This window comes from Azospirillum tabaci (genome assembly GCF_014596085.1).
GTDB classification, from domain to species: Bacteria; Pseudomonadota; Alphaproteobacteria; order Azospirillales; family Azospirillaceae; genus Azospirillum; species Azospirillum tabaci.
Window position 1 is genome coordinate 1 of the sequence record NZ_JACCJY010000007.1, and the last position, 20,388, is coordinate 20,388.

Annotated in this window: 17 protein-coding genes; 8 read left to right on the forward strand and 9 right to left on the reverse strand. The window is 67.2% G+C overall.

The window, feature by feature from the left end; genetic code table 11:
* Nucleotides 1–73 (forward strand): 4Fe-4S dicluster domain-containing protein (locus H0B54_RS30505; protein ID WP_188260386.1); only part of this gene is annotated, 73 nt, incomplete at its 5' end.
* Between the two features lie 235 nt (nucleotides 74–308).
* On the forward strand, nucleotides 309–1,070 hold the full coding sequence (locus tag H0B54_RS10430) for an SDR family NAD(P)-dependent oxidoreductase (protein WP_188260247.1): 762 nt from the start codon (nucleotides 309–311) through the stop codon (nucleotides 1,068–1,070).
* Nucleotides 1,071–1,077: 7 nt separating this feature from the next.
* Here H0B54_RS10430 and H0B54_RS10435 read toward each other — a convergent pair whose 3' ends face one another.
* Together H0B54_RS10435 and H0B54_RS10440 are read right to left on the reverse strand one after the other, a co-directional pair.
* Nucleotides 1,078–1,506, reverse strand: coding sequence for a serine hydrolase (locus H0B54_RS10435; protein WP_188260248.1), 429 nt, complete (start codon nucleotides 1,504–1,506; stop codon nucleotides 1,078–1,080).
* Between the two features lie 105 nt (nucleotides 1,507–1,611).
* Nucleotides 1,612–2,007, reverse strand: a complete 396-nt coding sequence (locus tag H0B54_RS10440; protein ID WP_188260249.1) for a PRC-barrel domain-containing protein — start codon at nucleotides 2,005–2,007, stop codon at nucleotides 1,612–1,614.
* Nucleotides 2,008–2,111: 104 nt separating this feature from the next.
* Here H0B54_RS10440 and H0B54_RS10445 point away from each other — a divergent pair, with 104 nt between their 5' ends.
* The 3 genes from H0B54_RS10445 (at nucleotide 2,112) to H0B54_RS10455 (ending at nucleotide 5,303) form a co-directional block, all read left to right on the forward strand.
* Nucleotides 2,112–3,050, forward strand: a complete 939-nt coding sequence (locus tag H0B54_RS10445; protein WP_188260250.1) for an alpha/beta hydrolase — start codon at nucleotides 2,112–2,114, stop codon at nucleotides 3,048–3,050.
* A 121-nt stretch (nucleotides 3,051–3,171) separates the two neighbouring features.
* Nucleotides 3,172–3,828 (forward strand): class I SAM-dependent methyltransferase, encoded by a 657-nt coding sequence (locus H0B54_RS10450; RefSeq protein WP_343068925.1) that lies wholly within the window; start codon nucleotides 3,172–3,174, stop codon nucleotides 3,826–3,828.
* A 245-nt stretch (nucleotides 3,829–4,073) separates the two neighbouring features.
* Entirely contained in the window at nucleotides 4,074–5,303 is a 1,230-nt protein-coding gene (locus H0B54_RS10455; RefSeq protein WP_246472452.1) for a polysaccharide deacetylase family protein, read from the forward strand.
* Nucleotides 5,304–5,385: 82 nt separating this feature from the next.
* On the opposite strand, the gene H0B54_RS10460 is transcribed toward H0B54_RS10455, so the two are convergent.
* Together H0B54_RS10460 and H0B54_RS10465 are read right to left on the reverse strand one after the other, a co-directional pair.
* Nucleotides 5,386–5,853, reverse strand: a complete 468-nt coding sequence (locus tag H0B54_RS10460; RefSeq protein WP_051658475.1) for a Ros/MucR family transcriptional regulator — start codon at nucleotides 5,851–5,853, stop codon at nucleotides 5,386–5,388.
* Nucleotides 5,854–6,031: 178 nt separating this feature from the next.
* The gene (locus H0B54_RS10465; protein ID WP_188260252.1) at nucleotides 6,032–7,357 is read right to left on the reverse strand and encodes a GH1 family beta-glucosidase; all 1,326 of its coding nucleotides are present in this window, start codon (nucleotides 7,355–7,357) and stop codon (nucleotides 6,032–6,034) included.
* 135 nt (nucleotides 7,358–7,492) lie between these two features.
* On the opposite strand from H0B54_RS10465, the gene H0B54_RS10470 reads away from it, so the two are divergent.
* Entirely contained in the window at nucleotides 7,493–8,878 is a 1,386-nt protein-coding gene (locus tag H0B54_RS10470) for a GH1 family beta-glucosidase (protein ID WP_188260253.1), read from the forward strand.
* On the opposite strand, the gene H0B54_RS10475 is transcribed toward H0B54_RS10470, so the two are convergent.
* Nucleotides 8,830–10,602: a radical SAM protein gene (locus tag H0B54_RS10475; protein WP_188260254.1), complete on the reverse strand. Its 1,773-nt coding sequence runs from the start codon at nucleotides 10,600–10,602 to the stop codon at nucleotides 8,830–8,832. The genes H0B54_RS10470 and H0B54_RS10475 overlap by 49 nt on opposite strands.
* A 155-nt stretch (nucleotides 10,603–10,757) precedes the next feature.
* Between H0B54_RS10475 and H0B54_RS10480 the strand changes: the two genes are divergently transcribed.
* Nucleotides 10,758–12,884: a tetratricopeptide repeat protein gene (locus H0B54_RS10480; RefSeq protein WP_188260255.1), complete on the forward strand. Its 2,127-nt coding sequence runs from the start codon at nucleotides 10,758–10,760 to the stop codon at nucleotides 12,882–12,884.
* Nucleotides 12,885–12,892: 8 nt separating this feature from the next.
* On the opposite strand, the gene H0B54_RS10485 is transcribed toward H0B54_RS10480, so the two are convergent.
* The 4 genes from H0B54_RS10485 to H0B54_RS10500 all read right to left on the reverse strand — a co-directional run bounded on the left by H0B54_RS10485 (nucleotide 12,893) and on the right by H0B54_RS10500 (nucleotide 19,388).
* Complete coding sequence (locus H0B54_RS10485) at nucleotides 12,893–14,692, reverse strand: ABC transporter ATP-binding protein/permease (protein WP_188260256.1); 1,800 nt, start codon at nucleotides 14,690–14,692, stop codon at nucleotides 12,893–12,895.
* Nucleotides 14,693–14,811: 119 nt separating this feature from the next.
* The gene (locus tag H0B54_RS10490; RefSeq protein ID WP_188260257.1) at nucleotides 14,812–16,356 is read right to left on the reverse strand and encodes a DUF6212 domain-containing protein; all 1,545 of its coding nucleotides are present in this window, start codon (nucleotides 16,354–16,356) and stop codon (nucleotides 14,812–14,814) included.
* 13 nt (nucleotides 16,357–16,369) lie between these two features.
* Nucleotides 16,370–18,427: a glycosyltransferase gene (locus H0B54_RS10495; protein ID WP_188260258.1), complete on the reverse strand. Its 2,058-nt coding sequence runs from the start codon at nucleotides 18,425–18,427 to the stop codon at nucleotides 16,370–16,372.
* 223 nt (nucleotides 18,428–18,650) lie between these two features.
* On the reverse strand, nucleotides 18,651–19,388 hold the full coding sequence (locus H0B54_RS10500; protein ID WP_188260259.1) for a hypothetical protein: 738 nt from the start codon (nucleotides 19,386–19,388) through the stop codon (nucleotides 18,651–18,653).
* A 231-nt stretch (nucleotides 19,389–19,619) separates the two neighbouring features.
* On the opposite strand from H0B54_RS10500, the gene H0B54_RS10505 reads away from it, so the two are divergent.
* Nucleotides 19,620–20,072 (forward strand): calcium-binding protein, encoded by a 453-nt coding sequence (locus H0B54_RS10505; RefSeq protein ID WP_211109304.1) that lies wholly within the window; start codon nucleotides 19,620–19,622, stop codon nucleotides 20,070–20,072.
* Nucleotides 20,073–20,388 lie beyond the last annotated feature (316 nt).

The following is a 20,388-nucleotide window of genomic DNA, read 5'->3' on the forward strand; positions in this document are numbered from 1 at the left end:
GGACCCCACCCAGAACATCAACTGGGTCGTCCCCGAGGGCGGCGGCGGCCCGAACTATCCGGGCGGGATGTGACCTAGCCCTCTCCCCTCGGGGAGAGGGTGGCCCGTAGGGCCGGTGAGGGGGATGTGCAACGTGAGGCGTCCGGCACAAGGGCAACCCCCTCACCCTAAGAGTGCGGATCAAAACCCCGCCTCTGTGGACCCAAGCCGTTGATTTCGCTTGGCCGGAGAGAGGTTTTGATCGGCGCTCTAACCCTCTCCCCGGAGGGGAGAGGGGACTTCAATAACGACATCAGGGAGAGAGTGTGATGCAGATCAACGGTCAGGCCGCCATCGTCACCGGTGGCGCCTCCGGCATGGGGGCGGAAACCGCGCGCCATCTGGCGAAGCTCGGCGCCAAGGTCACCGTGCTCGACATGAACGAGGCGGCGGTCAAGCAGGTGGCCGAGGAGATCGGCGGTCTGGGCCTGCTCTGCGACGTGTCGAGCGCCGAGTCGGCGGAAAAGGCCGTGGCCGAGGCTCGCGCGGCCCATGGCCCGGCCCGCATCGCGGTGAACTGCGCGGGCGTCGCTCCGGCCAAGCGGATCGTCGGACGCGACGGTCCGATGGCGCTGGACGACTTCCGCAAGGTGATCGAGGTCAACCTGATCGGCACCTTCAACATGTTGCGCCTCGCCGCCGCGGACATGGGCAAGCTCGACCCGCTGGAGTCGGGGGAGCGCGGCGTGATCGTCAACACCGCCTCCGTCGCCGCCTATGAGGGTCAGATCGGGCAGGCCGCCTACGCCTCGTCAAAGGGCGGCGTCGTCGCCCTGACCATCTGCGCCGCCCGCGATCTGGCGCGCAGCGCCGTGCGCGTGATGACCATCGCGCCGGGCCTGATCGGCACGCCGATGCTGCTGAACATGCCTCAGGAGGTCCAGGACAGCCTCGCCGCCACGGTTCCCTTCCCGAAGCGCTTCGGCCAGCCCTCCGAATACGCCCGGCTCGTGCAGCACATCCTCGAAAACGAGATGTTGAACGGCGAAGTGATCCGGCTGGACGGCGCCATCCGCATGGCGCCGCAGTAACAGGCGCTTATAGGCTCTTCTCCACGCTGCGGAACAGCGTGGAGAAGAGCCGGGCAAGGCGGTCGTCCGGCTGCGGCTGGCCGCCGTTGGCGGTGAGGACGGTGCAGACCGGCCGGCCATCGGCGGTGCGCTTGGCCTCAGCCTCCCTTGCGGCCAGCCCGAGTCGACGGAGCGACGCATCCGTCGCCGTGTTTTCGCTCTGCTGGATCATCAAGGCCGCGAGGGTCTCGACAGTGACCGGCGTTCCGGGAGCGAGCCGTTGAAGGACGCATCCCAATTCGAGCGCCGGACCGATGAACAGTCGTTCCACGGCGTCCTTCGGGGTGATCGTTTGCGCGCGGGCGGGCAGGGCGAGCAAGCCGACACCGATCAGGACAGCCAGACATGCCGCGAGGCCTCGCCGCGGAAATCGACGTCGGGACAGCGGAACGGTCATCGCCCTTTTCCCCCTTCTCCGCACCGCGTCTGCAGATATCGCGAAAAAGGGGGAGGGACAACCAGAGCGCGATCGGCGTCAATGCCCGTTGGGGCCGGCTCCGCCTTAATCGTCCCAGATCGGCAGGGCGCCAAGCTGCGCGTTCGACAGCATGGTCGTCAGGCTACGCCCGTCGTCGCGCAACTGGTCCAGGCCGACGATGACCTCCTTGTCGCCGATCCCCACGCCATGCACCACATCCACCACCACGGCGACCGCTTGCCCCGAGGCGTCCATCAGCACGTCCTCCACCTCGCCGATCTTCGTGCCGTCCGGCCCTAGGACATCCATGTCGTCCAGCTGCCCGACCGTCCGCTTGAGGGACGGCACCATGACGCTGTCGTCCTTCACCTCCCGATAGGCGTTGGCGGGGTTGGCGATGGCGGCGCTCTGCTGGGCGAGCGACGGCCCGGCCGCGACCATGACAAGGGTGACCGCCGTTGCGGAAAGGAGTTTTCTCATCACGTTGCTCTCCTGCTGCTGACCGTGCAACAACATGGGGCCGCGAGCACGGTTCCAACCGATGCGCCGGTCCACACCGTCCGATTGCGCAGGAACCGACGCCGATGCTCCGATTCGCCACGACCGCACTGCTGGCGGCTTTGTCCAGCTTCAGCGTCCAGGCCGCGCCGGCCGAAGCCGTGACAGCCGAAGCCGTGACAGCCGAGACCATGAAAGAGGTCCGCAAGATGGAACGATTCGATCTGCGCGCCGACCGGACGGGCCTGGATTACCGGATCTTCCTCGTCCGTCCATCCGAACCGCCGCCACCGGGGGGATATCCGGTCATCTTCCTGCTGGACGGCAACGCGACCGTGCCGATGATGGAGAAGATTATCGGTCCGAATCCGCAGGAACCATACGGTTCCGCTGCGGTCGTCGGAATCGGTTATCCGACTGACGAGCCGTTCGACATCCTCCGCCGCTACCGCGACCTGACCCCGCCGACTCCGCCGGAATTCATTCCGCCGTCGCGGGACGGCGCCTCCGTCATCGAAACCGGCGGGCGCGACGATTTCCTGGCCTTCATTGAGACGCAGGTGATCCCTGCGGTCGAAGCGCGCCTGCCCGTCGACCGTCGGCGCCGGACTCTGTTCGGCCATTCGTTGGGCGGGCTGTTCTCCCTTTATGTCCTCTACACGAAGGGGGAGCTGTTCCAGACCTACGTCGCCGCCGACCCGGCCATCTGGTGGAGCGGTCAGGCGATCCTAGAAGAGCAAGCGGCATTCCTGGCGCGTTCGAAGGGTGCGGACGTGGTCTCCGGCACAGCGTTGCTGATCGAAACGTCCGGCAAGCTGGTGGAGCGCCCGCTGCCCGCGGCGGACGCCGAGCGGCTGAAGCGCCTGCGCTCCGGACAGACGGGGAGGGAGGTCGCGGCCACCCTTGCGACGGTTCCAGGCTTGCGGCTCGCCTTTCATGACTTCGTTGAGGAAAGCCACGGCTCCATGCTGCCGCTGGCCGTGGCGGACGCCCTGCGATTCGCCTTCGGGCAGGGTCCGGATTGACCGGGGGCGGAGGCGACCACCGGGAACACGGGGGAACCTTTCGGAATCGCTGCCACTCCCCACATGTGAACGGACGTCCGCAAGGAGCGGGCGACCAGATTGGGGAGCGGAGTCCTTGACCGTGCAGTCGATCTTCATGCCCGACGCCATCTACCGCTACATGCTCGGCGCTTCCCTGCGCGAGACAGCCATCCAGGCGAAGCTGCGCGCCGAGACGGCCAAGTTGACCGAGGCCCATTATCAGATCGCGCCGGAAGAAGGCCAACTTCTGGCTTTCCTGGTCGAAATGACCGGCGCGCGTCGGACCTTGGACATCGGCACTTTCACCGGATACAGCGCGCTGACGGTGGCGCAATCCCTGCCGGACGATGGACGCGTCATCAGTTTCGACATCAACGAGCAGTGGACCTCCCAGGCCCGCGCGATCTGGTCCGAGGCCGGGGTCGCGGACAAGATCGACCTGCACATCGGGCCGGCGCTCGACAGCCTGGACAAGCTCCTCGCAAACGGCGAGGGCGAGTCGTTCGATTTCGCCTTCATCGACGCCGACAAGGAAAACTACGACGCCTACTACGAGCGGTGCCTGCGCCTCGTGAGGCGTGGTGGCCTGATCGTGGTGGACAACACCCTGTGGCGCGGACGAGTCGCCGACCCCGGAGATCGCAAGCACAAGACCGAGGCCATCCGTGCCTTCAACGCGGCCCGTCTGGAAGACGGGAGGGTAACCCTCTGCATGCTGCCTGTGGGAGACGGCGTGACTCTCCTGCGGAGGCGCTGAGCCGGCGGCCCATCCGGGACGGAAAGCAGGAGCATGAAGCCGGAGCCCGAAGCGTCGGGACAAGCCCCCGTCTCGCACCCGCCAATAGATCCCATAAGGTACATTATGGAAAATATGCTCGAGAAATCCGTGACATCGTACCTTTGACGACGATCCTTATGGAGGCGTGATAAATTTTGCTCTATTCCATAAGAGGTATCGCCCACACCTGATCTCACCGCGGCGATGTTGATGGTCGATCGCACATGACGTCAGGTTCGGGCCTCTCCACCGTCCATAGCTTTGCCCGCGCAACGATGCGGGGGCAAAAGCGCTTCGGGTTGCTGACCGCAGGCCTGTTGGCGGCGATGGCCTATGGCCCGCTCACCGGCCCAGCCCGGGCTGCGGATCAACCGCATCTCTCCACCGTCACCACGGTCCGCAAGGACGCCGGTGGGCAAACGGCCAAGATGCTGCAATTCGGCGTCTACCGGACGGAGGCCGACGCCTGGGTTGCCTGGAAGGCCGTCGTCCGGCGCCAGCCCGACATGGTCGCCGATCTCGTTCCCCGAGTCTCCCTGCAAAAGCCCGAGGTTCCCGACTCCGGCTTCATCCTGCGGGCCGCGCCCCTGCCCGACCTCGACCCCAACTTCGTCTGTCGCCGAATCGTCGGCGGTGGCGGCAGTTGTCTCGTGGTGGATGCCGCCGAAGAGCAGCCGACGGCAGCCCCCGCAGCCGCATCGGAGGACAACGACCACAACGGCGTCGTCACCTACAGTCCGGACCAGAGCCGGGAAATGCAGGAGATCGAACGGCAGGCCGCCCGGCTGTCGCGGATCGCCGCCATCGTGCCCGGCAACGAAGCGCGGGTGGACATCGGTGCTCTGAAGGCCAGCCGCTGGAATCTCTGCTCCCTGACCTTCGACGATGGGCCGCACCCGGCGGTGACCCCACGCATCCTCGACATCCTGCGCAGCGAAGGGGTGCGGGCGACCTTCTTCCCGATCGGCAACGTCGCGGTCCGCCACCCCCGGATCATTCAGCGAATCGTCCGGGAAGGCCACGAGGTCGGCAACCACAGCCTGACCCATCCGAACATGCGCACGCTGACCACCGAGGCCCAGCGCGCGCAGATCGCGGAGACGAATCGCATCCTGGCCGAAGCGGGCGCCGACCCGGTGCTGTTCCGCCCGCCCGCCGGACGCTGGAACAACGACACGTTGAGTGCCGTCGAGCAGGAAAAAATGAGCCCGGCGCTGTGGAACGTCGACACGCGTGATTGGTTCACCCGCGACGCCGGCAAGATCATGGCGCAACTCGAAGCCACCGGCACCATCGGCAGCGTCGTTCTGATGCACACCACCTACAACGCGACCGCCGAGGCGCTTCCCCAGGCCATTGGCCTGCTGCGCACGCGCGGTTGCCGCTTCGTCACCCTGTCGGAGTGGATCACCAGCCTGAACAGCCTCGCCACACCGCGCATCGCGCAGCGCTGAGGCCGGGGCAAACAGCATGGAACCGCCCCCGCCGCCCCCTTCCCGGGTGCCGGAAAAGGGACGGTTCGGAGCGGAGGCGTGGTCAGGCCACGTTCTTGGCGCGACCGCGACGGGCCGGCTTGGCCGGAGCGGCGGCCTTCTTGCCGAGGCCGATCGACTTGGCAAAAGCGGAACGCTGCTCCGCATAATTCGGGGCGGTCATCGGATAGTCCGCGGGCAGGCCCCACTTACGGCGGTATTCGTCCGGCGTCATGCCATAAGCCGTGCGCAGATAGCGCTTCAGCATCTTCAGCTTCTTGCCGTCCTCAAGGCAAACGATGTAGTCCGGCATCACAGACTTCTTCACCGGCACGGCGGGGCGCAGTTCCACCGCTTCCGGTTCCACCGGACGGCCCGTACCCGACAGACTTTGGTGAACGATCCGGATGAGGTTCGGAAGATCATTCACCGCGATCTGGTTCGAGCGGACATAAGACGCAACGATCTTGCCCGTCATGGCGACCAGATCGGTGGCCGAATTCTCAGAACCGTCGGTGTCGCTGCTTTGCATGTCAGTTTCCTTCGAGAACGAATGATCCAGAACGGAGGATGGGCAAAGTGATGCGCAAAGCGCAAGCCTGTGCGTCAGGTTTAACATGCAAATGTGTAATGTGTTTCATGCAGGACACGCGCACAGGCGGCCCAGTCGAACGGAAATAGTAGGCTTCGGTGATGAAATCGCTGCCCGGTCAGGCGCCGGAACGCGCGTGCTTTATCAGATCGGCGTACCAACGGGCGGAGGCTTTTGGCGTGCGCTTCTGCGATTCGAAGTCCACATGCACGATGCCGAAACGGTTCCCGTAACCGCTTCCCCACTCGAAATTATCCAGAAGCGACCAGACGAAGTAACCGCGCACGTCCGCTCCGCCGCGAATCGCTTCGTGCATTGAGGCGTTATAGAGGCGCAGGTAGTTGATTCGGTGCTGATCGTCGATGACGCCCGATTCGTCGGGCGAATCGCTGCCGCCACAGCCGTTTTCCGTAATGACGATGGGCATGCGGTAGCGGCGGGTGATCTCCAGCAGCTCGTCGCGAAAAGTGTCGGGGAAAACCGCCCATCCGACACCGTATGTCGGCGAATCGGAGGGCGCGTCGCCCCAGCCGTAACCCCAGGTGGTGTCGGGGTTCACGCGGGCGAAGATCGGGCCATAATGATTCAGGCCGAACCAGTCCATGGGCCGGCAAATCCGTGCCATGTCGCCGGCCTGGACGTAGGGCTCGATGGCGCGGGCGACGCGCGGCGGGTAATGGCCAAGAAGCTGTGGGTCGCAGAAGGTCAGGTTCCAATGCTCATCCAGCAGGGCGGCGGCCTCCACGTTCTCCGGCCTGCCGCCTTCCGGCAGCACCCGCTGGCGGTTGTGCACCGCCCCGATGGAGGCGCCGGGAACCAGGGCGCGGATCACGTCCACCCCGGCCCCATGAGCGAGATTCACATGGTGGATGGCCCGCAAATGCTGGTCACGGTCGGTGATGCCGGGGGCCGCCCAAGGAATGGCGTAGCCGAACAGGGTGAAGACGGAGAACTCGTTGAAAGTGATCCAGCGTGTCACCCGGTCGCCGTAGCGCCGCGCCAGCAGAGCCGTGTAATCGGCGTACCAGCCAGCGCTGTCCCGGTTTGCCCACCCGCCAAGATCCTGCAACGCCTGTGGCAGGTCCCAGTGATAGACGCACAGCCAGGGCTCGATCCCGGCCTCCAGCACCGTGTCGATCAGGCGGTCGTAGAAATCCAGACCCGGCTGGTTGAGCGAGCCCCGCCCCCGCGGCAGCACCCTGGGCCACGCCACGGAGAAGCGGTAGGCACCGACGCCGATGTCCCGCATCAGCGCCACATCCTCGGCGTAGCGATGGTAATGGTCGCAAGCGACGTCGCCGGTGTCGCCGTTCACCACTCCACCCGCCGTGCGGCAGCGCGTGTCCCAAATGCTGGGGCCACGCCCCTCCACCGCCGCTGCACCCTCGATCTGATAGGCGGAGGTGGAGACCCCCCAGACAAAATCCTTCGGCAGGTCCGCCATCGCCATCTCCATCCGCACCCAGGGTCCATACCCATACTACCTTTGGCGGAATGGTCAAGAAACAGGCATAATGACGAGCGAACGGCTCGACGGAGCGCTCCCCCTTTGGAAGGTATGGCTGTGGAACGGCACGCGATGCCCCTGCTCACCTCCGGTTTCCCTCAGGACTTCCTGTGGGGAACCTCGACGTCGGCGTTCCAGGTCGAGGGAGCCGCGGCGGTGGACGGGCGGGGGCCCAGCATCTGGGACAGCTTCTGCCGCCTGAAGGGCCGGGTGGACAACGGCGACACCGGCGACGTCGCCTGCGACCATTACCACCGCTACGCCGAAGACGTGGCGCTGATGCGGGACATCGGAGTCGGCGCCTACCGCTTCTCCATCTCCTGGCCGCGTGTCCTGCCGCGGGGACGCGGGGTGGTGAACGAGGCCGGGCTGGACTTCTACGACCGCCTGATCGACCGGCTTCTGGAAGCCGGGATCGAGCCCTGGGCCTGCCTCTATCACTGGGACCTGCCACAGGCGTTGCAGGATCTTGGCGGCTGGGCGAACCGGGACAGCGCCGGCTGGTACGCCGATTATGCCGTCCTCTGCGCCCGCCGGTTCGGCGACCGGGTGACGCGCTGGATCACCTTCAACGAGTTCTCCGTCTTCACCCTGTTCGGTTACGCGCTGGGCTGGGGCGCGCCGAGCGTGTCCGACCGCGGGGAGCATCTGAAGGTCATCCACCACACCAACCTCGCCCACGGGGCTGGGGTGGACGTGCTGCGCGATCTGGTGCCGCGGGCTTCCATCGGAGCGGTGCACAGCTTCCAGCCCTGCCGCCCCGCCGATCCGGCGCCCGAAAACGTCGAGGCGGCGGCCCTGTTCGACGAGTTGTGGAACCTGTGCTTCCCCGACGCGCAGATTCTCGGGCACTACCCGCCGCGCATCGCCCGCGCCATCGAACCCTACGTCCAGGCCGGCGACATGGCGCGGATCTGTCGCCCCACGGACTGGTTCGGCATGAACCATTACGCGCCCCTCTTCGCCCAGGCCGAGCCGGGCGCCGTCTGGGGTTGCGGTTTCGGCGCCCCGCCACCGGACATGCCGCGCACCGACATCGGCTGGCCGCTCCAGCCCAGCGCCTTCCACAAGGCGCTGTTGCAGGCCACCGCGCGCTACCGCCTGCCCATCTACGTGACGGAGAACGGCTACGGCACCAAGGCGCCGGAATCCCCCGACACGCAGGGGATCGTGATGGACCGGGAACGGCTGGACTATCTGCAGGCCTGCATCGGCGAGATGGCCCGGGCGCTGGAGGACGGGGCCGACGTGCGCGGCTATTTCGTGTGGTCCTTGCTCGACAACTTCGAATGGGGGGGCGGCTACGGCACGCGGTTCGGCATCGTCCATGTGGACTTCGAAACGCAGGAGCGCACGCCGAAGGAGTCCGCCAAATGGTACTCGGCGCTGATTGGCGGAACGCTGGGCGGTTACCCCGCCGCCAAAGCGGGGACGGGCAGGCTCGCCGGCCGCTCCTGAATTTCCTCGCCCGTGTAGACCGGACAGTTCCGGCACACGCCGGGCAGAGCCGCCTCGTCACCGGCCATCATGGCGAGCCTCAACGCCCGATAGCGCTCACCGTTCCAGATGTCTTCCAGGGAGCCCCGACCCAGGTTGCCCATGACCTCGATGCCGGAGATGTCGTAGCAGCAGAGCGTCACGTCCCCGTTGGGACGGATCACCGTTTCCGTAAACGGCGCGCTGCAGAAGCCGCGGCGGCGCCCCGGATCGGTCTCGACCGCCAGAACCGTTTCCTCCTCCGTCTGCGTCCAGCCCGGCCATTTGTAGGCATAGTTCGTGGCGATCGGCAGGCCGGGAAAATCTCGGAGCAGAAAAGCCGGAGTCACTGGCGACGGCGGGTCCCCTGGGCGGCGCAGGATGTTGTTGGAGATGGCCAGTTCCACCCCGGCGGGTTCGAGATACCGGCGCAGCAGGGTCAGGTTCCGGCGCACCGTGGGATAGTGGGAGCCGCGCCGGATGGCGTCATTCTCCTCCGGTGTGCGACCGTCGATCGACACGATGATCTTTTCCACACCACAGCCGGCCAGGGCGCGGCAGCGCTCCTCGGTCACCAGCATGGCGTTGGTGACGAAGTGAATCTGCGCCACCGACGTCTCGTCCCGCAGACGGCGGATCATCGCCTCCAGATGCGGATTCATCAGGGGCTCGCCGCCCAGATACATGACGCAACTGACCAGAAGCTCCATCCCCTTGAGTTCATCGAGGATGCGCTCGAACAGTTCCGGCTTGAGCAGGCGGCGGTCGGTGCTGCGGTAGGCCACGCCGGTGGTGCAGTGGCGGCACCGCAGGTTGCAGGCGCTGGAGGTCTCGATGCGGACCCGGGTGGGCAGCATGGCGGTCCCGTCGTCCGCCCGCCCGCTCCAGGCGTCCAGGGTGACGGCGGCGGCCTGCCGGTGTTCGTCGGCGTCGACGCACTGGACCACCAGATTGTGCAGGGCGGTCCTCGCCCCCCGGCGCACCGTCGCATCGGTCGAGCGGGTCAGGGCGTGCAGGCGCGTCGCCGCTTCGGCGATCCGGCCGGCGGACGACAGGGCAAGGCCGTGTTCGTAGGCGAGCACCTCCTGCCGCGGGTCCAGCCGGACGGCGCGTCCATGCGCCCGTTCCGCGGCGGCGAAGCTCCCCACCCCCGTCTCGGCCCGGCCGAGCGCCGCCAGCGTCGCCGGCTGGTGGGGCTCAAGAGCCACCGCGGCCTTCGCCTGCACCGCCGCCCCGGCGGCATCCCCGATGCGGACCAGAAGCCCCGCCAGATTGAGGCGGCTGTTCGCGGCCAGCGGCTGCTGGGCCACCGCCTGCCGGTAAGCCGCCGCCGCCTCCACCGGGCGCTCCGCCTGGGTCAGGGCGTTGCCATGGTTGAAATGGCATTCGGGAAAGACCGGCCGCAGAAGCGTCGCGCGGCGGTAGGCGTCGAGCGCCCGCCGGAGATCGCCGGCCTGCCGCAGCGCACCGCCGAGAACATGCAGGGATTCCGCCGATCCGGGGTTGGCCGCGACCGCGAGGAACAGGCGTTCGCAAGCCGCCGCAACGGCACCCGCCTGCAAGGCGACCAGCCCCAGCAGCCGCAGCGTGTCCGGATGGTCCGGCACGGCCTGGAGCACGATGCGGTAAGCCGCCTCCGCCTCCGGCAGGCGACCCTGCTGATGCAAGGCCACCGCCTGCCGGAAGCTCGTGGAAAGATCCTGCATACCCGCCGCCCCTGCTCCTGCGCCGGTTTCCAGAAAACTCTTTCATAACGGGAAACGCAATCCCACGCTTTCCCTTCCAGTGGACATTGTTGAGCCGACCGAAGCCTCTGCGATAGAAAGGGCCCATCGCTGCCTCAGATCGCGGATCGCTTCCCATGAACGCGCCCTTGCCGCCCGAAGCGCTTCTCGCGAACGCCGTGGCGCTGCACCGCACCGGCAACCTCGCCGGGGCCGAGCCTCTGTACCGCGCGCTCGTGGAGCGGCAGCCCGGCCATCCCGACGCGCTGCATCTCCTCGGCGTGCTGCGAAGCCAAGCCGGCGATCCGGCGGAGGGGGCGGCCCTGATTGCCGAGGCCATCGCCCGCCGCGGCAACGTCGCCGCCTATCATTCCAACCTCGCGCTTGCCTTGAAGGCGCTCGGGCGCTTCGACGACGCGGAGGCGGCCCTGCGGAGCGCCATCACTCTGGCTCCGGGAGCGGGGGGACCGCTCGTCGCGCTGGGGGGCGTGCGGCGGGCCGGCGGCCGCCCTGCCGCCGCGCTGGCCGTCTACCGCGCCGCCCAAGCCATCGATCCGGCCGACGGAGCCGCGCAGGAGGGCATCGCCCACGCCACCGCGGAACTCGCGGCGACGAACTCCGGCAACCCAGCCTCGGCGCTGACGGCCTACCGCCGGGCCTTCCGGCTCCGCCCCGCCGCGCCCTTCGCGGCCTACAATCTCGCCTCGACGCTTCAGAAGGCCGGGGATGCCGGGGCCGCCATTCCCGTGTTCCACGCGGCGGCGGCGCTCGACCCGGCGGACCCGGCGGCGCTGTCCGGGCTCGGTCTGGCCCTGCTCTCCGCAGGCAGTGCGGACCGGGCCGCCGCAACCCTTGCGCGGGTGGTCCGGATGCGTCCCAACAACGCACAGGATCGCTTCCATCTGGCCGAGGCCGCACAGGCGGCGGGCGATGCCGACCGGGCCGCGACGGCCTACAAGGACACCGCGGCCATTCGACCCACGGACTACACGGCCTGGGAGAACGCGGCCCTTCTCGACGCGCGCGGAGACCGGCTTTCCGCCCTCGCCGTCCATGCCCGCGGGCTGATGGCCGCGGCGCGGGCGAAGCACCTGTTCTGGAAGGCGCCCGTCTACATCGCCATGCATGTGGCGAACGACCGGATCGCGGCGGGCCACCCGGACGCCGCAATGCGGGCGCTGGACCGCTTCCGTCAGGCCGCGGCGGCCGAGAACCGGGAACTGCTGCCCTGGATCGATTTCCTGCGCGGCTCGCTGCTCCTGCGGTCGCCGGGAGACGAGGCGGCGGGGCGGTCCGTGCTGGAGGGGCTGGTCCCCGCCCTGCCCTTCCTGCGCCACGTCACCTTCGGCGATGAATTCGACGTCCTCTGCCGGTCGGTTTCGCCAAAGGAGCGCACGGACCACCGGGCCGGCTTCCAGTCGGAACCGGCCGCCGAGGGCGAGGGACCGCTGCTGTTCGCCGCCTGCGACGACCGGTTCCTGCGGCTCTTCGCGACGCCCCTGCTGCAGACGGTGGAGGCCTTCTGCGGCGCGGGGCAGCGGGTGCACATCCACATCGCGGACCCCGGTCCGGACATCGCGGAGGTGATCGCCGGCCTGCGCGCGCCGCTGCGCCGCTGCCGCCTCACCGTCAGCACCGAGCGGACACCAGCGGACCTCGATCCGGCGAGCCGGCGCACCCTGTACACCTGCCTGCGCCTGATGAGGGCGCCCGACGTGCTGGAACTCCACGGGCGCCCGGCGCTGGTGATGATCGACATCGACGCCCTGCTGCCGATCGACCCGCGGCGTCTCGTCGACGCCATGGCGCCGGAGGAGGAGGCGATGCTCATCCATCGGCCGGACAGCCTCGACTATCTTTACAACACCATCAGCAACGGGCTGATCGTGCTGCGCCCGAGCGATTCCATGCTGGACGTTCTGGAGCGCACGGCCGTTGCCCTCCTGCATTGGCTGCGACAGCGCAACATGGCCTATTTCCTTGACCAGATGGCGCTGATCCAAGGGTTCGCGGACGTGGAGCGCCGACGCGGCGCGGTCGGCATTCTGCCGATCGAGGAACTGGGCCGCCGCCTCGGCATGTCCGACATCTTTCTGCCATTCCTCGACGAGAAGCATCGCACCGGCTTCACCGACCAACTGTCCGCGCTCACGACGCGCATCCATGAGGAGTTGCGGACCGAAGGCCGATCCGAGGAGGAGCGCCGCGCCGCCCTGACCGCTCTGGTGCGCCGGCTTCAGGCCGCGGCCCCCATTCCGCAGTAAGACGCCCCCTACTCGGCCACGGCCGCGATCCTCCGGTCCCCGCAAGGCACCTCGCGCATCCGCACGGTGTCGTCCGCCCGTTCGAGCACCAGCTTGCGGCGGTGATGCGCCTCCAGGCCGGGGTGGCTTCCGATGGTGATCAGGGTGGCATCGGGGAACTCGGCATCGATCAGGCGCAGCATCGCCTCCTCGGTCCGCGGGTCCAGGCTGTCGGTGGAGTCTTCCAGGAAGATCCAGTCGGGACGGTGGATCAGCAGGCGGGCGAAGCCAAGCAATTGCTGCTCCGGCACCGCCAGAACCTCGTCCCAGCTGTCGGGCTCGTCCAGCCGCGGCAGCAGTTGGCCGAGCCCGACCCGCGCCAGCGCCTCCGCCGCGCCGGCATCGCTCACCGTCTCCACCCCCTGGGGGTAGCTGAGAGCGGCGCGCAGCGTGTCGTGCGGCAGATAAGGGCGTTCGGCCATGAAGAACACGCGGGTGAGCGCGGGCAGGACGATGCTCCCTCCACCCCAGGGCCAGACCCGCGCCACCGCCCGGAACAGACGCACGGCCGCCGCCGGGTCGCCGACGATCAGCACGCGCTCGCCGGGGCGGATCTCCAGATCGAAGGGCTCCACCACCCGGCGCCCGTCCGGCTCGGCGATGGACAGCCCGCGGAAGCTCAGGCAATGCTCGCCGTCGCTGCGCTCCACGGTGATGCGCTCCGTCCCCTGCCCGTCGATCTCGCGGTCCAAACGCTGGAGCGCCTCATGCAGGCCCAGCACGCGCTCCACCGACGCCTTCCACTCCGCCGCGCGGGCGAGGTTGTCGATGGGCCAGGACAGGGCGCCCACCGTCTGCTGGAATGCCTGCGCCGTCTGCATCAGCACGCCGAGCGAGATGGCCCCGGCGATGTAGCTGGGAGAGGCGACGAGAATCGGAAAGACGGCGGACAGCACCGAATAGGCGGCGCTGAAGACCATCATGTTGGACAGCGCGTGCGTCTGGCCGTTCCAGCCGCGCTGCACCCCGCCGAACAGCACGCCAAGGCGCTGGCGCTCCCCCGATTCCCCATGCAGGAGCGCTACGTCCTGCGCGTTCTCGCGCACGCGGGCAAGGCCGAAGCGGAAGGACGCCTCGTGCCCCTGCCGCCGGTTCACCGCCTTCACCAGCGGTTTTCCCATCAGCAGGGCGATGCTCGTGCCGACGGCCGCGTAGACCAGCGCGATGTAGAGCAGATAGCCCGGCACATGGAATGTGCTCCCGGCCAGCGTCACCTCCGGCGCGCCGGACAGCCGCCATAGGATGTTGGTGAAGCTGATCAGCAGCAGCGCGCAGTAGGACAGCGACAGGACGAGGTCGATCGCCGCCTCGGTCGCGATGCGGATGTCCTCGGCGATGCGCCCGTCCGGGTTGTCGTGGTCGCCGGACAGGTAGGTCACCTGATGCTGCCGCCCGCGCGTCAGCCAGTCGCCCAGCAGCTTGTTTGTCAGCCATGTGCGCCAACCCAGCTGCAGGCGGCGCTTCACCCGCAAATGCAGGATGGTGTTGACGATGTTGAACAGGATGATGCCGCCCGCCGCCGCGATCATCAGGACGAAGCGGTCCATGGAGCGCTGCTCCAGCGCATCGAACAGATGCTGGCTCCACAGGTTCAGCAGGATGGGAACCACCACCTGTCCGACCGTCAGGAGCCCCAGCGCCCCCACGAGAAGCCACACCGTCCAGTTCCGTCGGCCCGATCCAAAGCCGCCGGACCAGAAGCCTCCGGCAAGGTGAAGGAAACGGCGGGTGAAGCCGGACCGGTCCGGCGTCCTGGACGCGATCGACATGGCCCTTCCACCCCCTGGGCTTGAAGCAAGACCTCCTTTACCCTAACGAACAGTTTATTACCAACAGCTTGCCCCGCAGCGCACCAAAGGATTGGTGCGCCGCCACAAGGCATAGTTGGTCACGGCGTGGCGGCGACCCCGTCGACCACGGGCAGCGCGGGTGGGTTGGCCCAGGCGGTGCGGGAATCGATCTCCAGTTCGAAATCGGAAAAGATGGTGCGTCCGTACAGGCCGTGGCCGCGGTCCGGGATGTCGGTGAAGAGGTGAAGCGCCATCGGCCCCGACCAGGGAGACGCCAGGGCAGCCGACAGGTCGAGCCGGCGGCGCGGCTCCTCCAGCACCATCCAGCCGCTGGATGCCAGGATGCCCTCCTCCCGCTCCGCCTCGTCCACCGTCACCGATGGCGAGGCGACCACCAGCTTGCAGGCGATGGGTGTGCGGCAACGCGGATCGTCGATCACCGCCCGCGCCCGCACCGCCACGACACCCGGCACCTCGTCCAAGGGAATGAGGGCCGCCGTGACGACGCCGTGGAGCGGATGGAGCAGGATGCGCCCGCCGCGCAGCAGGCCGAACCAGGGGAAGGTCGCTTCAAACTCGCGTCCCTTGCGCAGTTGCGACAGCACCGGCTTGGTCAGCGGCCAGACCATGCGTTCAGCCGCCGGATGCGGCGCCAGATGCTCCGCCGGGCCATACTCCAGCCCCGGCAGCCCGCCCCACAGCCGCAGCGCCAGCATGGCCGGCTGTCCGATGGCGCGGGCCGGCGGTGCGACGGCGTATTCGTCGAGCAGACCGGCTTGGGCCAGTGACAGGCGCGGTGCCTCCGTCACCACCCCGGTGGCGGCGATCCGCAGGTCCAGAAGACGATCCATCCGGGTGGAGGCGACGGGCAGGCGCAGCGGCAGCCAGCCGGATCGCAACTCGGCGAACGACAGCGTCCATTCCGCGATGACCTCGCCGGTCTCCATCCCGGTCAGGGCAACGGCGAGCACCCCGCTTCCCTTCGGTGCCTGGTCCAGATGCAGGTCGATGCCCGCCAGCCCCCGCGCGCCCGCTGGAAGGCGTTGCACGATCTCGCCCACCCCGGCGGGGTTCCGGCCATGGCGCAGCGGCACCGGCAGCGCTCCCACCGGGCGCGGCGTGGCGAAGACCAGCCGCGGCGGGCTGAGGCGCAGGGCGTCCAGAAGTTCCACCGCCTCCGGCGGCAGACGGGCGGAGCGGCCCCATTCCTCCCGCAGGGTGGACAGAGTCCGCTGAAGCCCGGCGTTGCGGCGGTGCAGCGCGTCGACCTCCGCGACGGCCTGGGCCAACAGGCCATGCAGCAGCGTGGAGGCGTCGCCCGTCACCTGCGGCGGCGCGCTGTCCGGCCCGCCGGCCTCCTCCCACCAGCCGAGCAGCCGCTCGGCGTCCCGCCCCGCCGCCTCGTCGCATGACCACAACACCCGAACGGCGGCGGGTGGAACCGCCAACGTGCGCAGCGCCTCGCCCTCCGCCGCCCCGGCGTCCCCCGACAGCAGCAGATAGCCGCCGTCGTGACGGACCAGCCGCAGCAGGCGAAGGGGAACGGCGCTTGGTTCCAGCCCGGCGCAGGCGCCGATGGCGATGAGCTTCGGCGTGCCGTCGTAGAGGGAGGCGAACTGGGCCGCGGGGGTTGAGAGCTTCATAATGACACCCTTCTCAGGCAGCCGCGGATGGTTCGGGAAGACAGGAGGAGAGAGGCGCGCATGAAGCCCAATCGGGATCGGCGTCCGGCTCCGTCGCATCCTCCCAGCGCCGCAGCTTGTCCGGTGGAAACCCCAGCCCTTGGCACAGGCGGAAGGTCCGGGCGTCGAGGGGCACGACGGTTTGGTAGGCGTGCTCGAAAGCGGCACAGGCGTTGACTGTGTCGGCCAGGGACAGCGCGTCCGGGACGGTGGACGCACCCAGCAGCGCCCAGCCCGTCACGCCGAGCGCGCGCAGCCGGCCCATCAGCGGGTGCGCCGCGCCATGCCGCACGGTCACAACCAGATCGAAGACGGCCAGCGTACCGACCGCCCGATCCTCCTCCACCGCGTCCGAGGGACGCAGCGGGGTGCCCAGATAGGCGTCACGGCGGGTCAGCGGGCGTTCGGGCAGCACCAGCGGCAGCGGATGGGGGATGACCGACGCGAAAGCCTCCAGCGCCTCCACTGTCAGGAACAAGTCTCCGCCGCCCAGCGCCACCAGATGCGCGTCATAGCCCTTCCCGGCCAGCCAGCGGGCCATGCGGACGGCGGTGTCCAGCGCCGCCGCGTCGGCGGGATCGGCCACCAGCGCCGCGAGCCGCCGGTTCCCCGCCGGGGGAAGCAGCGGCAGCACCGAGGGCAGCCGATGCACCGTTTCGTAAACATCCTCCGGCGTGGCGACCCCGGCGCGGTAGCGGTCGATGGGCGCCGCCGCCCAGCCGCCGTTGGACGGCCGCGACCACGCCGTGGCCATCGCCTCGCGCAGCGCGGACAAGGCAGAATCGGCGCCGGCCGGCGGTTGCACCGCGCCGGGCAGCGCCAGGGTGAGGCTCAGCCGGGCCTCGGCGCAGGGCTTCCGGGGGTCCCGCTCCAGCAAGGGGATGCCCACCGGCTGGCGCCGCACGAGGTCGAGCAGCACCGCGGTGGGCAGCATCGCCATCGCCGCTCCGCCGTCCGGCAGAGGAAACGGCGCGTCCGCCTGCAACCCCACGGGCGCCCCGGACCAGGACAACGCACAGCCGCCCGCAGCCATCCGCGCCGTCACCTCGGCGCGCACCAGGGTTGCCTGTGCCGCCGCGCGCTCCAGGACCCACAGCGTGCCGCGCAGCAGACGGTGGCGCTTCAGCAGTTCGTAAAGACCGGAGTCCATCACCGCCAGCAGGCCGGGGCACTCCCCGTAGCCGGGCCGCTCCGGCGCGCGCAGGGCGCGGCGCACGAAGTCGGCGAGCGGCAGGTCCTCTTCACCCAGCGCGGGATCGGTAATGCAACGGACGACGGCGCGGTCGGGCAGATACACCGCGTAGCGCCGACCAACCGCCGCCTCCGCCCGCAGCACGGCCCGAACCGCGAACAGCGCGGGGTGGCGCTTCTGGATGTGGGTCAGGATGGGGCGGTAATCGCGCTCCGATTCGGTCAGCATGCTCTCGCCGCGACGGCGGTAGCCGAAGCCGGTGCCCGGCACATGGACGCCGTGGAAGCCGCGCTCCAGCCCTTGCAGCCAGAACTCCCAATCCTCGCTGCCCTGACGCATCGCCTCGTCGAATCGGGCGCCGCTGTCGAGCAGGCGGCGCGAGGCCATGCTGCCCGCCTCGCTGACGTTGCGGAACAGATGCTCCAGCGGCGAATAGGCACCGGACATGTCGCAGAACTCGAAGAAGCCGAACTTGTCGACGTCCGGATAGGCCCAGCCGACCTCCGGCCCCGCCGCCCGCAGCGCGTCCAGCATGCGTTGCAGCAGATGGGGCCGGATGCGGTTGTCGGAATCGAGGAAGTAGACCGCCTCCAGCGCCGGAAAGGCGTCCAGCGCGAAGGCGATCCCGCTGTTGCGCGCCGCGCTCAGCCCGGCGTTGCGCTTGTGCAGGTAATGGAGCCGCCCCGGATGGGCCGCCGCGAACTCCCGGCACACCCGACCGGTCTCCGGGAAGGGGCAGCCGTCGTTGACCACGACCACGGCGTAGGCGAAGTCCGTGTCCTGGGCGAGCGCGGTGGACAACGCCTCGACCAGCAGGCCCGAATGCTTGTAGGTCGGCACGACGATGGCTGCGCGGACGTCTTCGGCGTCACCGGACCCTGAAGCGATGTGAGTTCCAACGGAATGCATGGGCGGACGCAGTGATGACACGACACCGTCGATAGCACCGCTTCCGCTTGATTAAGATGTGACAATTCCGAGGCAGAAACCGCCGGGTCCGCGCCCACCCTGTTCCTGCCAATAAGCGGTTTGTAAAAAGCACATTATCTGCGGAACGCGCAAATTATTTTCTCAATCTCATCTCAGATGTCCCTTCCTCCGTTAAATACTTCTGTGAAAAATCCTTGGCGAGTGTTGACACCACCTTGTTAAAGGTCCCGGATTGGAAACCCAGATCTGAAAACTTCTGCCCTGCCGCTTGCTCTTTGGACGTTGCGAAGAAGCGCTCATCGCCTCCCTTGAGCGTGTAGGCTTTCATCGGCATTCCGATACCGGCCAACTGGTCCCAGGAATCCTGCATATCCTTCATCTCTGCGCTCAGCTTACTCAGCGCAGCCAAGCGGTCTTGGGGGCTCATTCCAGGCCGATCCATGGCTGCATACCGGCTCTCCAGAGTTGATTCCATGCGATCCGAGATGGCCTTCATGCTCTGCTGACGCGCCGCTCCTTCGGCAGTGCCTCCTGCATCTGCGTCTTCCTTTGCGGACTGCCAGAACGCCTTCTTGCGCTCCGATTTCAGTGCGGACGACAGCGCGTCGTTGAGTTCGTCCGCCGACAGCGCCCCGCTGGATACGAGCTTGCCCAGCGACGTCCGATCATCCGCTGACAGGTTCTTGAACAGGTCGAGCGCATCACCCTTGAGCGCCGAAGCCAGATTGCTGAGATCGACCTTGTCGGTCTTGGAGAAGGCGGCCGGTGCCGTCCCGTCCGTGGCGCCGGCCTTCGCAGCGGCGGGCTTCGCCTGGACGGAGGCCGCGGCGGTGGCGTGGAACAAGGATGCCGAAACGTCGGAAATTCCCATGACTTCCCCCGATGCTCATAAAGCAACAAGTCAAAGCCCGCATCTGACATGGTGATTGCATACAGCAATATGCAAATCCACCTCGTCGCTCCCGATCGATGATTGTTGAAAATACCTAAAGAAAAGCTAATTTAAAAGGCCTAAGGGGCTAATGATTAGCGATATAATGGTTAGATAAATAACTATTCAATACAAAGTACGACAATATTTCGCAATTCAGGTTCGTTGACCGTGATCTTTCATGAATATACCAATAATGATGCGATCTTTGACGCATACAATCATACTCGAATGGAGCTCCAAATGGGATTTTACGCACTTACGTCTGGCCAGTACAACTGGGCTCCCTCCAACCCCTATGAGACTTGGTCCATATACGGAAACAATCTGAACAACCAGATTGTTGGGGGCAGTCTCAATGATTACATCAGCGGAGGAGACGGCAACGACTCACTGGATGGCGGCGCTGGCGACGATATGATCAGTGGCGATGCTGGTTCTGACTTGATCTATGGCGGGTCCGGCTCCGACAATTTGCTCGGCGGCACAGGAGACGACACGCTCTATGGGCGGGACGGCAATGATACGTTAAACGGTGGCGCTTCAGGCTTCCGTGATATTCTTGCCGGTGGAAATGGGAACGACACCTATACCCACTATTACAACGACGGCGGCCTTTCCTGAATTGTCGATGGAAGCGGAACGTCCGACCACCTCGTCATTAACGACGTATCGAGCTTCAGCAATCTCACATTCACGCGGCTCACGGACTCCTCTGGTAATCTGAACGACTGGCTTGGTATCTTCACCACCGCGGACACCAGCGGCTCCAATGAGATCTACATTCAAGGGTTCTTCAATGGTTCGACGTATGGCCATGGAGCTGGCGAGGTAGATTACATAACGGTGGGATCGACGACCTACAGCCTCTGGGTCTACCTTGGACTCTGATGGTAAAGTCAAGACCTCCGCTGCAATACCAGAATCAGAAATTGTGCCA

Bases quoted from the DNA above. Each gene is read 5' to 3' on its own strand.
- H0B54_RS10500 (WP_188260259.1), bottom strand. From the start codon at position 19,388: ATGGGAATTTCCGACGTTTCGGCATCCTTGTTCCACGCCACCGCCGCG.
- H0B54_RS10435 (WP_188260248.1), bottom strand. From the start codon at position 1,506: ATGACCGTTCCGCTGTCCCGACGTCGATTTCCGCGGCGAGGCCTCGCG.
- H0B54_RS10485 (WP_188260256.1), bottom strand. From the start codon at position 14,692: ATGTCGATCGCGTCCAGGACGCCGGACCGGTCCGGCTTCACCCGCCGT.
- H0B54_RS10445 (WP_188260250.1), top strand. From the start codon at position 2,112: ATGCTCCGATTCGCCACGACCGCACTGCTGGCGGCTTTGTCCAGCTTC.
- H0B54_RS10460 (WP_051658475.1), bottom strand. From the start codon at position 5,853: ATGCAAAGCAGCGACACCGACGGTTCTGAGAATTCGGCCACCGATCTG.
- H0B54_RS10490 (WP_188260257.1), bottom strand. From the start codon at position 16,356: ATGAAGCTCTCAACCCCCGCGGCCCAGTTCGCCTCCCTCTACGACGGC.
- H0B54_RS10470 (WP_188260253.1), top strand. From the start codon at position 7,493: ATGCCCCTGCTCACCTCCGGTTTCCCTCAGGACTTCCTGTGGGGAACC.
- H0B54_RS10430 (WP_188260247.1), top strand. From the start codon at position 309: ATGCAGATCAACGGTCAGGCCGCCATCGTCACCGGTGGCGCCTCCGGC.
- H0B54_RS10440 (WP_188260249.1), bottom strand. From the start codon at position 2,007: ATGAGAAAACTCCTTTCCGCAACGGCGGTCACCCTTGTCATGGTCGCG.
- H0B54_RS10465 (WP_188260252.1), bottom strand. From the start codon at position 7,357: ATGGCGGACCTGCCGAAGGATTTTGTCTGGGGGGTCTCCACCTCCGCC.
- H0B54_RS10480 (WP_188260255.1), top strand. From the start codon at position 10,758: ATGAACGCGCCCTTGCCGCCCGAAGCGCTTCTCGCGAACGCCGTGGCG.
- H0B54_RS10475 (WP_188260254.1), bottom strand. From the start codon at position 10,602: ATGCAGGATCTTTCCACGAGCTTCCGGCAGGCGGTGGCCTTGCATCAG.
- H0B54_RS10455 (WP_246472452.1), top strand. From the start codon at position 4,074: ATGACGTCAGGTTCGGGCCTCTCCACCGTCCATAGCTTTGCCCGCGCA.